Origin of the sequence: Enterobacter sp. BIGb0383 (assembly GCF_003751845.1) — a bacterium.
Taxonomy (GTDB): domain Bacteria; phylum Pseudomonadota; class Gammaproteobacteria; order Enterobacterales; family Enterobacteriaceae; genus BIGb0383.
The window spans coordinates 92,739-108,152 of the sequence record NZ_RJKQ01000008.1; the positions used below are offsets into that span (position 1 = coordinate 92,739).

Annotated in this window: 15 protein-coding genes; 12 read left to right on the top strand and 3 right to left on the bottom strand. The window is 56.9% G+C overall.

Annotated elements, in window-relative coordinates:
• Positions 1–13: 13 nt before the first annotated feature.
• The 6 genes from EDF81_RS23245 (at position 14) to tatD (ending at position 4,699) form a co-directional block, all read left to right on the top strand.
• Positions 14–619, top strand: coding sequence for an SCP2 domain-containing protein (locus EDF81_RS23245; protein WP_123350537.1), 606 nt, complete (start codon positions 14–16; stop codon positions 617–619).
• Positions 616–2,256: a ubiquinone biosynthesis regulatory protein kinase UbiB gene (ubiB, locus tag EDF81_RS23250; RefSeq protein ID WP_123350538.1), complete on the top strand. Its 1,641-nt coding sequence runs from the start codon at positions 616–618 to the stop codon at positions 2,254–2,256. The genes EDF81_RS23245 and ubiB overlap by 4 nt, the downstream gene beginning before the upstream one ends.
• An 80-nt stretch (positions 2,257–2,336) precedes the next feature.
• Positions 2,337–2,594 (top strand): Sec-independent protein translocase subunit TatA, encoded by a 258-nt coding sequence (gene tatA / locus EDF81_RS23255; protein WP_123350539.1) that lies wholly within the window; start codon positions 2,337–2,339, stop codon positions 2,592–2,594.
• Between the two features lie 3 nt (positions 2,595–2,597).
• Positions 2,598–3,107 (top strand): Sec-independent protein translocase protein TatB, encoded by a 510-nt coding sequence (gene tatB / locus EDF81_RS23260; RefSeq protein ID WP_123350540.1) that lies wholly within the window; start codon positions 2,598–2,600, stop codon positions 3,105–3,107.
• A gap of 2 nt (positions 3,108–3,109) precedes the next feature.
• Positions 3,110–3,880 (top strand): Sec-independent protein translocase subunit TatC, encoded by a 771-nt coding sequence (tatC, locus tag EDF81_RS23265; RefSeq protein WP_123350541.1) that lies wholly within the window; start codon positions 3,110–3,112, stop codon positions 3,878–3,880.
• A gap of 27 nt (positions 3,881–3,907) precedes the next feature.
• Positions 3,908–4,699, top strand: coding sequence for a 3'-5' ssDNA/RNA exonuclease TatD (tatD, locus tag EDF81_RS23270; protein ID WP_123350542.1), 792 nt, complete (start codon positions 3,908–3,910; stop codon positions 4,697–4,699).
• 5 nt (positions 4,700–4,704) lie between these two features.
• Here the strand turns inward: tatD and rfaH are convergent, their stop codons facing one another.
• Positions 4,705–5,202, bottom strand: coding sequence for a transcription/translation regulatory transformer protein RfaH (rfaH, locus tag EDF81_RS23275; RefSeq protein WP_123350543.1), 498 nt, complete (start codon positions 5,200–5,202; stop codon positions 4,705–4,707).
• Positions 5,203–5,373: 171 nt separating this feature from the next.
• On the opposite strand from rfaH, the gene ubiD reads away from it, so the two are divergent.
• Together ubiD and fre are read left to right on the top strand one after the other, a co-directional pair.
• Positions 5,374–6,864 carry a 4-hydroxy-3-polyprenylbenzoate decarboxylase gene (ubiD, locus tag EDF81_RS23280; protein ID WP_184999583.1) on the top strand — a complete coding sequence of 497 codons (1,491 nt, stop codon included), beginning with the start codon at positions 5,374–5,376 and terminating at the stop codon, positions 6,862–6,864.
• 57 nt (positions 6,865–6,921) lie between these two features.
• Entirely contained in the window at positions 6,922–7,623 is a 702-nt protein-coding gene (gene fre / locus EDF81_RS23285; RefSeq protein WP_123350544.1) for an NAD(P)H-flavin reductase, read from the top strand.
• A gap of 120 nt (positions 7,624–7,743) precedes the next feature.
• Here the strand turns inward: fre and fadA are convergent, their stop codons facing one another.
• Positions 7,744–8,907 carry an acetyl-CoA C-acyltransferase FadA gene (fadA, locus tag EDF81_RS23290; protein ID WP_123350545.1) on the bottom strand — a complete coding sequence of 388 codons (1,164 nt, stop codon included), beginning with the start codon at positions 8,905–8,907 and terminating at the stop codon, positions 7,744–7,746.
• Between the two features lie 9 nt (positions 8,908–8,916).
• Positions 8,917–11,106: a fatty acid oxidation complex subunit alpha FadB gene (gene fadB, locus EDF81_RS23295; protein ID WP_123350546.1), complete on the bottom strand. Its 2,190-nt coding sequence runs from the start codon at positions 11,104–11,106 to the stop codon at positions 8,917–8,919.
• 190 nt (positions 11,107–11,296) lie between these two features.
• On the opposite strand from fadB, the gene pepQ reads away from it, so the two are divergent.
• The 4 genes from pepQ to hemG are packed head-to-tail and all read left to right on the top strand — an operon-like array spanning position 11,297 to position 15,278.
• On the top strand, positions 11,297–12,628 hold the full coding sequence (pepQ, locus tag EDF81_RS23300) for a Xaa-Pro dipeptidase (protein ID WP_123350547.1): 1,332 nt from the start codon (positions 11,297–11,299) through the stop codon (positions 12,626–12,628).
• A complete protein-coding gene (locus EDF81_RS23305) occupies positions 12,628–13,242 on the top strand; it encodes an IMPACT family protein (protein ID WP_123350548.1) in 615 nt (204 codons plus the stop codon). Before pepQ ends, EDF81_RS23305 begins: the two co-directional genes overlap by 1 nt.
• A 41-nt stretch (positions 13,243–13,283) precedes the next feature.
• Entirely contained in the window at positions 13,284–14,735 is a 1,452-nt protein-coding gene (gene trkH / locus EDF81_RS23310) for a Trk system potassium transporter TrkH (RefSeq protein ID WP_123350549.1), read from the top strand.
• Positions 14,736–14,747: 12 nt separating this feature from the next.
• Positions 14,748–15,278, top strand: a complete 531-nt coding sequence (gene hemG, locus EDF81_RS23315) for a menaquinone-dependent protoporphyrinogen IX dehydrogenase (RefSeq protein ID WP_123350550.1) — start codon at positions 14,748–14,750, stop codon at positions 15,276–15,278.
• Positions 15,279–15,414: the final 136 nt, after the last annotated feature.

Below are 15,414 nucleotides of genomic sequence, written 5' to 3' on the forward strand. Positions count from 1 at the left end.
AGGAGATGAGGGGATGCCGTTTAAACCCTTAGTGACCGCCGCCATTGAAGGCGCACTGAACCGGTTTTTGTGGCGTGAAAATGCCCTGAAACCCGCGCGTCAGCGCCTGTATGGCAAGGTACTGCGCGTTGCGCTAAACGAATTTTCATCGCCGCTGGTGCTGGTCTTTGGCGACCGCCAGATCGACGTGCTGGGCGCGTGGGAAGGCGAAGCCGACTGCACCGTGAGCACTCGCGTCAGCGTGCTGCCTCGCCTGCGCGATCGCCAGCAGCTGACGTCGCTGATCCGCAGCGGCGATCTGGAAGTGCAGGGCGATATCCAGGTAGTGCAAAATTTTGTCGCCCTGGCGGACCTGGCCGAGTTTGATCTCGCGGAACTGCTGGCTCCCTATACGGGTGATATTGCAGCCGAAAGCGTCAGCAAACTGCTGCGCGGTGGCGCCTCCTTCCTGCGTCGCAGCGCTCAGCGCCAGCAGCGCTATGTTGCTGAAGCCCTGATCGAAGAGTGGCGAATGGCTCCGGGTTCACTTGAGGTGGCCTGGTTTGCTGAAGAGAGCGCTGCCGTAGCGCGTGACGTTGATGCGCTGGCGAAACGGCTGGAAAAACTGGAGGCAAAATGACGCCAGGCGAAATTCGACGCCTCTATTTTATCGTCCGTACCTTTCTGAGTTATGGCCTCGACGAACTGATCCCCAAAATGCGCATCACCCTGCCGTTGCGGATCTGGCGGCGAATGCTGTTCTGGATGCCAAACCGCCACAAAACGCTGCCGCTGGGCCAGCGTCTGCGTCTGGCGTTGCAGGAGCTGGGGCCGGTATGGATTAAGTTCGGCCAGATGCTCTCCACCCGCCGGGATCTCTTCCCGCCGCAGATTGCCGATCAGCTGGCGATGCTGCAGGACCGGGTTCCTCCCTTTGACGGCGCGCTGGCAAAGCAGAAAATCGAGCAGGCGATGGGCAACCAGCCGGTCGAAGCCTGGTTTGATGATTTCGATATTCAGCCGCTAGCCTCCGCGTCCATTGCGCAGGTGCATACAGCCCGTCTGAAAGAGAATGGCAAAGAGGTGGTGATCAAAATCATCCGCCCGGATATTTTGCCGATCATTAAAGCCGACATGCGCCTGATCTATCGCCTGGCGCGCTGGGTGCCGCGACTGCTACCGGACGGTCGCCGTCTGCGCCCGCTTGAGGTGGTGCGCGAGTACGAAAAAACGCTGATCGATGAACTGGATATGCTGCGAGAAGCGGCCAATGCCATTCAGCTGCGCCGCAATTTTGACGGCAGCCCGATGCTCTACATTCCGGAGATTTATTCCGACTACTGTAGCCAGGATATGCTGGTGATGGAGCGAATTTACGGTATTCCGGTTTCGGATGTGGCGGCGCTGGAAGCCAACGGCACTGATATGAAGCTGCTGGCCGAGCGCGGCGTGCAGGTCTTCTTTACTCAGGTCTTCCGCGACAGCTTCTTCCATGCGGATATGCATCCGGGCAATATTTTTATCAATCATGAACACCCCGAAAACCCTCAGTATATCGGTATCGACTGCGGTATCGTCGGCTCGTTGAACAAGGAAGATAAGCGCTATCTGGCAGAAAACTTTATCGCCTTTTTCAACCGCGACTACCGTAAGGTGGCGGAGCTGCACGTTGATTCTGGCTGGGTGCCGCCGGATACCAACGTCGAAGAGTTTGAATTTGCCATTCGTACCGTTTGCGAACCCATTTTTGAAAAGCCGCTGGCCGAAATCTCCTTTGGACACGTGCTGTTAAACCTGTTTAACACCGCCAGACGCTTTAATATGGAAGTGCAGCCTCAGCTTGTTTTACTTCAAAAAACATTACTTTACATCGAGGGTGTAGGCCGCCAGCTCTATCCGCAGTTAGACTTGTGGAAGACCGCGAAGCCGTTCCTTGAGTCCTGGATCAAAGATCAGGTCGGCATTCCGGCCCTGGTGCGGGCGTTTAAAGAGAAAGGACCGTTCTGGATCGAAAAAATGCCCGAACTCCCTGAACTGGTTTACGACAGTTTGCGCCAGGGCAAACAACTGCAACACAGTCTTGATAAGATTGCCCGCGAACTGCAGAACCACCATGTTCGTCAGGGACAGTCGCGCTACCTCTTAGGAATCGGTGCGACCTTGCTGATTAGCGGTACACTGTTGCTGGTGAGTCGCCCCGAATGGGAGCATCTGCCCGCTTCGCTGATTGCGGCCGGGGTGGTTGCGTGGCTGATTGGCTGGCGCAAAATGCGCTGAATTTATCGTGGCTCAGGGGCCGTCGCGTACTTATAATGCGGCCTTAGAGTTAACCATCGTCTGAACATTGAGGAATAGGTATGGGTGGTATCAGTATTTGGCAGTTATTGATTATTGCTGTGATCGTTGTGCTGCTGTTCGGAACGAAAAAGCTGAGCTCTCTGGGCTCCGATCTGGGCGCCTCCATCAAAGGCTTTAAAAAAGCGATGGGCGATGACGATAAGCAGAAGAAAGATGACGCGCCTCAGGATGCAGACTTCACGGCTAAGACGCTTGCCGACAAGCCGGATGACGTTAAAAAAGACGCCGCCAAAAGTAACGATAAAGAGCAGGTGTAATCCGTGTTCGATATAGGTTTTGGCGAGCTGCTGCTGGTTTTCGTTATCGGCCTCATCGTACTGGGGCCACAGCGACTGCCGGTTGCCGTAAAAACGGTCGCGGGCTGGGTTCGCGCCCTGCGCGCTCTTGCCACCACCGTACAGAATGAACTGACTCAGGAGCTGAAGCTCCAGGAGTTTCAGGACAGCCTGAAAAAGGTGGAAAAGGCGAGTATGGAGAACCTGACGCCGGAGCTGAAAGCCTCGATGGATGAGCTGCGCGAGGCGGCGGAATCCATGAAGCGTACCTACAGCGTCAACGATCCTGAAAAGCAGAGCGATGAAGCGCATACCATCCATAATCCGGTGGTGAAAGATTATGAAGCGCAGCACCAGGGCGTAACGCCTGCCGCTGCTGACGCTGAAGGCCAGGCCAGTGCGCCAGCTCAGGCGCCTGAGACGCCACCACCCGCACCCAAGCCTGCAGCGACCGCTGCTTCCGTGACACCTTCCTCGTCGAGTGATAAAGCGTAAACATGGCCGTAGAAGATACTCAACCGCTGATTTCGCATCTGATCGAGCTACGCAAGCGCCTGCTGAACTGCATTATCGCAGTGATTGTGATTTTCCTGGCGCTGGCGTATTTCGCCAACGATATCTACCATCTGGTTTCTGCCCCGCTGATTAAACAGCTGCCGGCGGGTGCGACCATGATCGCGACCGATGTGGCGTCGCCGTTCTTTGCGCCGATCAAGCTGACCTTTATGGTGTCGATTATTCTGTCTGCACCGGTGATCCTCTATCAGGTCTGGGCGTTTGTTGCCCCGGCGCTGTACCGACATGAGCGCCGTCTGGTGGTGCCGCTGCTGGTTTCCAGTTCGCTGCTGTTTTATATCGGCATGGCCTTCGCCTACTTTGTGGTCTTTCCGCTGGCCTTTGGCTTCCTGGCCAACACCGCGCCGGAAGGCGTCGTGGTCTCAACGGATATCAGCAGCTACCTGAGCTTTGTGATGGCGCTGTTCCTCGCTTTCGGGGTCTCCTTTGAAGTACCGGTGGCGATTGTGCTGCTGTGCTGGATGGGCGTGACCACGCCACAATCTCTGCGAGACAAACGCCCTTATGTGCTGGTCGGGGCTTTTGTGGTCGGCATGCTGCTGACGCCACCGGATGTCTTTTCGCAGACGCTGCTGGCGATCCCCATGTACTGCCTGTTTGAAATCGGGGTCTTCTTCTCCCGCTTCTATACCGGCAAGCGCCAGACCCGCGATGAAGACGCCGCCACCGAGGCGGAAAGCGAAAAAGAGTAACCAGCCGCCCGAAAGGGCGGTTGTCATATGGGAGTTCCGATGTTTGATATTGGCGTTAATTTAACCAGCTCGCAGTTTGCAAAAGACAGCGATGAGGTCGTGGTAAGGGCGCGGGCTGCCGGCGTCAAAGGAATGCTGTTAACCGGCACCAGCGCCCAGGAAAGTCTGCAGGCTCAGCGGCTGGCGCAGCGTTTTCAGTGCTGGTCAACGGCGGGTGTGCATCCTCATGACAGCAGCAGCTGGACACCCGAGGTCGCCGGAGCCATTCGCGACCTGGCGCTGATGCCGGAAGTGGTGGCTATCGGCGAATGCGGCCTCGATTTTAACCGCAACTTTTCCACGCCGGAGGAGCAGGAGCGGGCGTTTACGGCCCAGCTGGCGCTGGCGGCAGAACTGTCTCTGCCGGTCTTTTTACACTGCCGCGATGCCCACTCACGCTTTTTGACGCTGCTCGATCCCTGGCTGGAAAAACTGCCCGGCGCGGTGCTGCACTGCTTTACCGGCACGCGTGAGGAGATGCAGGACTGTCTGGATCGCGGACTTTATCTGGGGATCACCGGCTGGGTCTGTGATGAGCGTCGCGGGCTGGAATTGCGTGAACTGCTGCCGCTGATCCCGGCGCAGCGGCTGCTGATTGAGACGGATGCGCCTTATCTGCTGCCTCGCGATCTGTCGCCGAAACCCGCCTCACGGCGCAACGAACCTGCGCTGCTGAAACACATTCTTGAGCGTATCGCTGGCTGGCGCGGGGAAGAGGTTCAGTGGCTGGAAGAGGTGACGGATAACAATGTTCGTTCGCTGTTTGGCGTGCAGTTTTAGGCGACCTACCGGCCTTCCACTTTGCGGAAAGCCGTGTTTTTCACGCTCTGGGAAATTTGCTGGTTCATCATATTGAGCAGCAGCATCGAGCGCATTTCACCGTCAGGTTCGGTAAAAATGGCCTGCAGGCCTTCAAAAGCCCCTTCGGTGATCAGGACCTTGTCACCGGGATAAGGCGTCTCGGGATCGACAACCCCGTCGGGATGCTGGAGATTCAGCTGCTGGATGACCACTGAAGGTACCATCGCGGGCTGTGTCCCGAAGCGTACGAAGTGGCTGACGCCGCGGGTGGCGTTGATGGTGGTGGTGTGGATGACCTCAGGGTCAAATTCGATAAACAGATAGTTGGGAAAGAGCGGTTCGCTGACCTGGGTTCGTTTTCCGCGCACCATTTTTTCCAGGCTTATCATTGGCGTCAGGCAATTTACCGCCTGGCGCTCAAGATGGACCTGGGCACGTTCAAGCTGGCCACGTTTGCAATACAGTAAATACCAGGCTTGCATAATCTCTCTTTTCCCTTATATCCGGTGCGAAGCATAACAAAAGCCTGGCGCGGGGGTGAAGTAGATTATAATCGTGCGCGCGCCACGCGGGCAGCGGAGTTCACGCTAATTTAACAAAAAGACAGCATCCCGCTGATGAACGCCGTATAATGAAGGGCTTACGAAGAGGCCATGACTAACGCCATGAAATACCACGACTTACGCGACTTTCTGACGCAGCTCGAACAGCAGGGTGAACTCAAACGCATCACGCTTGAGGTTGATCCGATCCTGGAAATCACTGAAATAGCCGACCGAACCCTGCGTGCAGGCGGCCCGGCGCTGCTGTTTGAAAACCCAAAAGGCTATTCAATGCCGGTGCTGTGCAACCTGTTTGGCACGCCGAAGCGCGTGGCAATGGGGATGGGGCAGGAAGACGTTAGCGCATTGCGCGACGTGGGTAAGCTGCTGGCGTTTCTGAAAGAGCCGGAGCCGCCGAAAGGTTTTCGCGATCTCTTCGATAAGCTGCCGCAGTTTAAACAGGTGCTCAATATGCCGACCAAACGGCTGCGCGGTGCGCCCTGTCAGCAGAAGGTTCAGCAGGGTGATGAGGTCGATCTGACCCGCATTCCGATCATGCAGTGCTGGCCGGAAGATGCCGCACCGTTGATCACCTGGGGACTGACCGTGACCCGTGGCCCGCATAAAGAGCGGCAGAACCTGGGTATTTATCGTCAGCAACTGATCGGCAAAAACAAATTAATTATGCGCTGGCTGTCGCATCGCGGCGGCGCGCTCGATTTTCAGGAGTGGTGTGCGGCGCATCCCGGTGAACGTTTCCCGGTATCGGTCGCGCTAGGGGCCGACCCTGCCACTATCCTCGGAGCGGTAACGCCGGTTCCGGATACGCTTTCGGAGTACGCGTTTGCCGGTTTGCTGCGCGGGACGAAAACCGAGGTCGTGAAATGTCTCTCCAACGATCTTGAAGTTCCTGCAAGTGCGGAAATCGTGCTGGAAGGGTATATTGAACCGGGCGAGATGGCACCGGAAGGGCCATACGGCGACCATACCGGCTACTATAACGAAGTTGATAGCTTCCCGGTGTTTACCGTCACGCACATTACGCAGCGGGAAGATGCGATCTATCACTCGACCTATACCGGGCGTCCGCCGGATGAACCGGCGGTGCTGGGCGTGGCGCTGAATGAAGTCTTTGTGCCGATCCTGCAAAAGCAGTTCCCGGAAATCGTTGATTTCTACCTGCCGCCGGAAGGGTGTTCGTACCGCCTTGCCGTGGTGACCATGAAAAAACAGTACGCCGGGCATGCCAAGCGCGTCATGATGGGCGTCTGGTCTTTCCTGCGGCAGTTTATGTACACCAAGTTCGTTATCGTCTGTGATGATGACGTTAATGCGCGTGACTGGAACGATGTGATCTGGGCCATTACTACCCGTATGGACCCGGCGCGTGATACGGTTCTGGTGGAAAACACGCCGATAGATTATCTGGATTTTGCCTCACCGGTTTCCGGTCTGGGGTCGAAAATGGGCCTGGATGCGACCAACAAGTGGCCCGGTGAAACCCAACGTGAATGGGGACGCCCGATCAAAAAGGATCCTGACGTCGTGGCGCGTATCGACGCAATCTGGGATGAGCTGGCTATTATCACTGAGCCTAAGTAACGCAGCCAACGCGCCTGCAATCGATGTATGACGAGACAGACCCGACAGAGGGAGCGCATGACAACCTTAAGCTGTAAAGTGACCTCGGTAGAAGCCATCACCGATACCGTGTACCGCGTCCGTTTAGTACCGGAAGCGACGTTTTCTTTCCGTGCCGGCCAGTACCTGATGGTGGTAATGGATGAGCGCGACAAACGTCCTTTTTCCCTGGCCTCTACGCCGGACGAAAAAGCGTTTATTGAATTACATATTGGTGCGTCTGAGCTCAATCTGTATGCCATGGCGGTCATGGACCGTATTCTGAAAGAGCGTGAAATCGTCGTGGATATTCCACACGGTGATGCCTGGCTGCGAGAAGACGACTCTCGCCCTCTGGTGCTGATTGCCGGTGGGACAGGTTTCTCCTACGTGCGTTCTATTCTGCTGACCGCTCTGGCACAGAACCCGAATCGTGAGATCGCCATTTACTGGGGTGGCCGCGAAGAGAAACATCTGTACGATTTGTCGGAGCTGGAAGCGCTGAGCGTGGATCACCCGAATCTGCGGGTGGAGCCGGTTGTCGAGCAGCCGGAAGAGGGCTGGCGTGGTCGTTCGGGGACGGTGTTAACCGCCGTGCTGCAGGATTACGGCACCCTGGCGGAGCACGATATCTACATCGCTGGCCGTTTTGAAATGGCGAAAATTGCCCGCGATCTGTTCTGCAATGAGCGTCAGGCTCGTGAAGACCGCCTGTTCGGGGATGCGTTTGCCTTTATCTAAACAAAAAACCCGCCCCTGACAGGCGGGAAAAACGGCAACTAAATTCTCTCTTCGCCATTGTCGCCATAACTGCGTTGGCTGCGCTCGCTATGGCAGCAATGGCTTTGAGGAATACTCCTCTTATATTCGTTCGAATACCGTCGCGATCCCCTGACCCAGCCCGATGCACATGGTTGCCAGACCAAACTGGGCATCTTTGCGCTCCATCAGGTTAATCAGAGTGGTGCTGATACGTGCTCCGGAGCAGCCCAGTGGGTGCCCGAGGGCAATCGCGCCGCCGTTCAGGTTGATCTTGTCGTCGATCTGCTCCATCAGTCCCAGATCCTTAATGCACGGCAGGATCTGCGCGGCAAAGGCCTCGTTCATCTCAAACAGATCGATATCGCTCGCCGACAGTCCGGCTTTTTTCAGCGCCAGCTTTGACGCCGGAACCGGTCCGTAGCCCATAATCGACGGATCGCAGCCGACCACCGCCATAGAGCGCACGCGGGCACGCGGCTTCAGACCCAGGGCTCGGGCCTGACTTTCGGCCATCACCAGCAGCGCGGCTGCGCCGTCTGACAGGGCGGAAGAGGTTCCGGCCGTCACCGTACCGCTCACCGGATCAAAAGCCGGTCTCAGCGTGGAAAGAGCTTCCACGGTGGTTTCCGGGCGGATCACCTCGTCATAGCTAAACTGCTTCAGAACGCCGTCGGCGTCATGGCCACCGGTCGGGATGATTTCACCCTTAAACGCCCCGGACTGTGTTGCGGCCCAGGCGCGGGCATGGGAGCGGGCGGCAAAGGCATCCTGCATTTCCCGGCTGATACCGTGCATGCGCGACAGCATTTCCGCAGTCAGGCCCATCATGCCTGCCGCTTTGGCGACGTTGCGGCTCATTCCCGGATGAAAATCGACGCCGTGGCTCATCGGGACATGGCCCATATGCTCCACGCCGCCGACCAGGCAGGCCTGCGCGTCACCGGTCATGATCATCCGTGCTGCATCATGCAGCGCCTGCATCGACGAACCGCATAGCCGATTAACGGTCACCGCCGGGACAGAGTGGGGAATTTCCGCCAGCAGGGCAGCGTTGCGGGCAATGTTAAATCCCTGCTCCAGGGTTTGCTGCACGCAGCCCCAGTAAATGTCGTCGAGGGCGCTCGGATCCAGCTGCGGGTTGCGCGCCAGCAGGCTGCGCATCAGGTGGGCAGAAAGATCTTCTGCGCGTACATTCCTGAAGGCGCCGCCTTTTGAACGGCCCATCGGGGTGCGAATTGCATCAACAATGACAACCTGTTCCATTGTGACTCCTTAAGCCGTTTTCAGTCCGCCCACCGGGCGGGCAGGGGCAACCGGGGGATAGTAGGGTTCGTTGTGGCGCGCTTTCTCGCTCAGGCCGTTCGGGACCTCGTACAGCGGGCCCAGATGCTGGTACTGCTGCGCCATATCGAGATATCTGGCGCTGCCGAGCGTATCCAGCCAGCGGAAAGCCCCGCCGTGGAACGGTGGGAAACCGAGCCCGTAGACCAGCGCCATATCCGCTTCCGCCGGACTGGCGATAATGCCCTCTTCCAGACAGCGCACCACTTCGTTGACCATCGGGATCATCATGCGGGCGATAATCTCGTCGTCTGAGAAGTCGCGATGAGGCTGGCAGACGCTGCCCAGCAGACTCTCCACGGCATTATCTTCTTCTTTCTTCGGCTTGCCTTTACTGTCTTCTTTATAGCGCCAGAACCCGAGGCCGTTTTTCTGCCCAAAGCGCCCGGCTTCAAACAGGGCGTCGATGGCATCGCGGTAATCTTTCTGCATTCGCTGCGGGAAACCTGCTGCCATGACGGCCTGGGCATGGTGAGCGGTGTCGATACCGACCACGTCCAGCAGATAAGCCGGGCCCATCGGCCAGCCGAACTGTTTTTCCATCACTTTGTCGACCTTGCGGAAATCTGCACCGTCGCGCAGGAGTTGGCTAAATCCGGCAAAGTAAGGGAACAGCACGCGGTTAACGAAGAAGCCAGGACAGTCGTTGACCACAATAGGCGTTTTGCCCATCTTACTGGCCCAGGCCACCACTTTGGCGATGGTCTCATCCGAGGTTTTTTCACCACGGATCACTTCGACCAGCGGCATACGGTGGACTGGGTTAAAGAAGTGCATCCCGCAGAAGTTTTCCGGTCGCTTGAGGACGCTGGCCAGTTCGCTAATCGGGATCGTTGAGGTATTGGAGGCCAGCACGGTATCCGAACGGACCTTATCTTCCGTTTCCGCCAGCACCGCTTTCTTGACCTTTGGATTTTCGACGACGGCTTCGACCACCACATCGGCGCGATCGAATCCGCTGTATTCCAGCACGGGCTGGATTGTTGAAATCACACTCGCCAGCTTCAGCCCGTTGATTTTCCCGCGCTCCAGCTGCTTGTTCAGCAGCTTGCCGGCTTCGTTCATCCCCAGCGTCAGGGATTTCTCATTAATATCCTTCATGATCACCGGCACGCCTTTCCAGGCGGACTGGTACGCAATACCGCCGCCCATAATGCCTGCGCCAAGCACGGCAGCCTGTTCAGGCGTCTCGACGTTTTTGGTGAGCTGCTTCGCCTGGCCTTTGACGTATTGGTCGTTTAAGAAGATGCCGACCAGCGCCCTGGCTTCCTTACTGTGAGCCAGCGGGACGAAGCTTTGATTTTCAAGGGCAAGCGCTTCGTCGCGGCCAAGACGAGCGGCGGCTTCAATGGTTTTTACCGCCGTGAGCGGCGCCGGATAATGCTTACCGGCGGTCTGCATCACCATACCTTTGGCGATGGTGAAGCTCATGGTGGCTTCTATTTTGCTTAAGCGAAGCGGCTCCAGCTTCGGCTGCCGTTTGGCTTTCCAGTCCAGATCGCCGCTGATGGCCTGACGCAGAACCGCCACCGCGCCTTCGCGCAGTTTCTCGGGGCTGACAATGCCATCGACGAGGCCGATTTTGAGCGCCTGCTGTGCATCGACATCTTTACCGGCGGCAATGATCTCCAGCGCGCTGTCGGCACCCAGCAGACGCGGTAACCGCACCGAGCCGCCGAAGCCCGGCATAATGCCCAGTTTGGTTTCCGGCAGGCCGATGCGCAGGTCCGGCGTCGCCAGACGATAGTCGGTTGCCAGGACGCATTCGCAGCCGCCGCCCAGCGCGTAGCCGTTGACGGCAGAAATCGTCGGGACGGGCAGATCTTCCAGACGGTTAAAGACGCCGTTGGCAAAATGCAGCCACTGGCTCAGCTGTTCAGCCGGAACCTGAAAGAGTGAAAGGAATTCGGTGATATCGGCACCGACAATAAAGGCTGCTTTTTCTGAACGCAGCAGCAGCCCTTTTAAATCCGCCTGTTTTTCCAGAACCTCCAGCGCGTGGCCGAGGCTGTCCACCGTCGCGGTGTCGAGCTTATTGACCGAACCTGGGGCATCGAACACCAGTTCGGCGATGCCATCTTCCAGCCAGTCGAGGTACAGGGTGTCGCCTTTATAGAGCATGTCAGTCTCCTGAATCCAGCAAGGTGATCTGGTCGTACCAGATGAGCGGATTGTGGATTTTATGTTAATAAAATGCAAATTTCCGTTTAAGAAAATGCAAGGCCGATCACGCAAAGCGGAAATCACGCACCCACAGGCAGGTATGCTAAGATGCCCGATATTCGAGTGACGTAAACAGAAGGGTGAAACAATGGAATCACTGGCTGGACTCTATAAAAATCATATTGTTACATTGCAAGAGCGTGCGCGTGACGTACTGGCGCGTCATAAGCTGGATGCGCTACTTATTCACTCTGGTGAACTGTTTAACGTCTTCCTTGATGACCATGCCTATCCCTTTAAGGTCAACCCGCAGTTTAAAGCCTGGGTGCCGGTGACTCAGGTCCCGAACTGCTGGCTGCTGGTCGACGGCGTTAACAAGCCGAAGCTGTGGTTTTATCTGCCGGTCGATTACTGGCATAACGTGGAGCCGCTGCCGGAATCCTTCTGGACCGATGAGATAGAGGTTATCGCCCTGCCGAAAGCCGACGGCATTGGCAGCCTGCTTCCTGCCGCACGCGACAATATCGCCTATATCGGACCGGTGCCTGAACGTGCGCTGGGTCTGGGGATCGCCGCGAGTAACATCAACCCAAAAGGGCCAATTGATTATCTGCACTACTACCGCGCCTATAAAACGGATTACGAGCTGGCGTGTATGCGTGAAGCGCAGAAAACCGCGGTTATCGGCCACCGTGCCGCTCATGAAGCCTTCCTTTCAGGTATGAGCGAGTTCGATATCAACCTCGCTTACCTCACCGCCACCGGTCATCGCGACACGGATGTGCCTTACGGGAACATTGTGGCGCTGAACGAACATGCGTCCGTGCTGCACTACACGAAGCTGGATCAGCGTGCGCCTTCTGAAATCCGCAGTTTCCTGCTGGATGCCGGCGCGGAATACAACGGCTATGCCGCCGATCTCACCCGTACCTGGGCTGCCAGCGGCGACAGTGACTATGCTGCGCTGATCAAAGACGTAAATGAGGAGCAGCTGGCGCTGATCGCGACGATGAAAGCGGGCATCAACTACGTCGAGTACCATATCCAATTCCATCAGCGCATTGCCAAACTGCTGCGCCGCCATCAGATCGTCACCGATATGAGTGAAGAGGCGATGGTCGAGCAGGATCTTACCGGTCCCTTTATGCCGCACGGTATCGGCCACCCTCTGGGCCTGCAGGTTCACGATGTCGCTGGTTTCATGCAGGACGATACCGGCACTCACCTGGCGGCCCCGTCGAAGTATCCGTACCTGCGCTGCACCCGCGTGGTTCAGCCGCGGATGGTGCTGACGATTGAGCCGGGCATCTACTTTATTGAATCCCTGCTGGCGCCGTGGCGCGACGGGGCGTTCAGTAAGCACTTTAACTGGCAGAAAATTGAGGCGCTGAAGCCGTTTGGCGGCATCCGTATCGAAGATAACGTGGTGATCCACGAGAACAGCGTGGAAAATATGACGCGTGACCTGAAGCTGGCGTAATGGAGAGCTGGCTGGTCCCGGCTGAACCGGTAACCTTTGTTGAAGAGATAAAGAAGAGCCGGTTTATCACGCTGCTGGCGCATACGGACGGCGTGGAGGCGGCGAAAGCCTTTGTTGAGTCGGTCAGGGCGGCGCATCCCGATGCCCGTCACCATTGCGTGGCCTGGGTAGCCGGGCCGCCCAATGACTCTCAGCAGCTGGGCTTTTCAGACGACGGTGAACCGGCAGGGACCGCAGGCAAACCGATGCTGGCCCAGCTTATGGGCTGCGGCGTCGGTGAGATCACCGCCGTGGTGGTCCGCTACTATGGCGGTATTCTGCTGGGTACCGGCGGGCTGGTGAAGGCCTATGGCGGTGGCGTATCGCAGGCGCTGAATCTGCTGATAACGACCCGCAAAACGCCGTTAACCGAATATACTTTGCAGTGCGAGTATGGGCAGCTGGCCGGTATCGACACGCTGCTTGGGCAATTTGCCGGGCAGATTGTCTCCAGCGATTACCAGGCCTCTGTCCGTCTGCGCGTGGCGCTTCCTCAATCTGAACTGACGGCCTTTTCGAAAAAACTGGCCGATTTTAGCCGCGGCGCGTTGCAATTGCTGCCGATTGAAGAATAATCCCCGGTTTACTTTTTTGGCTATTTAAGGAAGCGGCAGAAATGCATTTTCGCGCCATAACCCGAATCGTTGGACTGCTGGTCATTCTGTTCTCCGGGACCATGATTCTTCCCGGGCTGGTAGCCCTGATTTACCGTGATGGTGCCGGACGGGCATTTACCCAGACCTTTTTTGCTGCGCTGGTGATTGGCTCTCTTTTGTGGTGGCCGAATCGCCGTGAAAAAGGCGAGCTGAAATCCCGCGAAGGCTTCCTGATCGTCGTTCTGTTCTGGACCGTACTGGGCAGCGTCGGTGCGCTGCCCTTTATCTTCGCTGAAAGTCCTAACCTGACGGTAACCGATGCGTTCTTTGAATCCTTTTCGGGTTTAACGACCACCGGGGCGACCACTCTGGTTGGACTGGACTCGCTTCCGCACGCCATCCTTTTCTACCGTCAAATGCTGCAGTGGTTTGGCGGGATGGGGATCATCGTACTGGCGGTGGCGATTCTGCCTATTCTGGGCGTCGGGGGGATGCAGCTCTATCGTGCGGAAATGCCCGGCCCGCTAAAAGACAACAAAATGCGCCCGCGTATTGCGGAAACGGCCAAGACCCTGTGGCTTATCTACGTCTTGCTGACCGTGGCCTGCGCGCTGGCGCTGTGGTTTGCGGGAATGCCTGCGTTTGATGCCATTGGGCACAGCTTCTCGACGATTGCGATCGGGGGGTTCTCAACGCATGACGCCAGCGTGGGGTATTTTGCCAGTCCGACGATTAACACTATTATTGCTATCTTCCTGCTGATCTCCGGCTGTAACTATGGCCTGCATTTTTCGCTGCTTAGCGGCCGCAGCCTGAAGGTCTATTCCCGCGATCCGGAATTTCGCATGTTTATCGGCGTGCAGTTGACGCTGGTCTTCATCTGCACGCTGGTACTGTGGTTCCATGATACCTATGACTCGGCAATGACGACGCTGAATCAGGCCTTCTTCCAGGTGGTGTCGATGGCGACCACCGCCGGCTTTACGACAGACAGCATCGCCCGCTGGCCATTGTTCCTGCCGGTCCTGTTGCTGTGCTCTGCGTTTATTGGCGGCTGCGCCGGTTCGACGGGCGGTGGCCTGAAGGTCATTCGTATCCTTCTTCTCTTTAAGCAGGGCAACCGCGAACTGAAACGTCTGGTACATCCCAATGCGGTCTACAGTATTAAGCTTGGTAGTCGTGCGCTGCCGGAGCGTATTCTGGAAGCGGTATGGGGATTCTTCTCCGCTTACGCGCTGGTCTTTATTGTCAGCATGCTGGCGATCATCGCCACCGGCGTAGATGACTTCTCGGCCTTTGCCTCCGTCGCGGCGACCCTGAACAACCTGGGTCCCGGACTGGGCGTCGTGGCGGATAACTTTGCCAGTATGAATCCGGTCGCGAAGTGGATCCTGATTGTGAATATGCTGTTCGGCCGCCTGGAAGTGTTCACGCTACTGGTGCTGTTCACTCCCACGTTCTGGCGCGACTAACAGGAGCGCACTATGAAAACATTAATTCTCTTCTCCACGCGCGATGGTCAAACACGAGAGATCGCAGCGTGTATTGCCTCTGAGCTGAAAGAGCTGGGGGTGTCTGCCGACCTGGTTAACCTGAACCGTACCGATGAGATTGACTGGCGCGGCTATGAGCGCGTGGTGATTGGTGCTTCAATTCGCTATGGTCACTTTCACCCGGCGCTGGATCGCTTTGTTAAGAAGCATGCCGAAACGCTCAACAGTTTGCCTGGCGCGTTCTACTCGGTAAATCTGGTCGCACGTAAAGCAGAAAAGCGAACGCCTCAGACCAACAACTATACGCGCAAGTTTTTACTCAACTCGCCGTGGCAGCCAGATAAGTGTGCGGTCTTTGCCGGTGCGCTGCGTTACCCACGCTATCGCTGGTTTGACCGCTTTATGATCCGGCTGATTATGAAGATGACGGGCGGGGAAACGGATACGCGTAAAGAAGTGGTCTATACGGACTGGCAGCAGGTGGCTCATTTTGCCCGTGAAATCGCTCATCTTGTGCGCTAAATGGTAAGAAAACGGACGTTATGCCTGGAAATTGAGCGAACAGAATCTTTTTTTAAATTTCCTCTTGTCAGCCCGGAATAACTCCCTATAATGCGCCTCCACTGACACGGCACAACGGCATAAACACCGGCCTGAC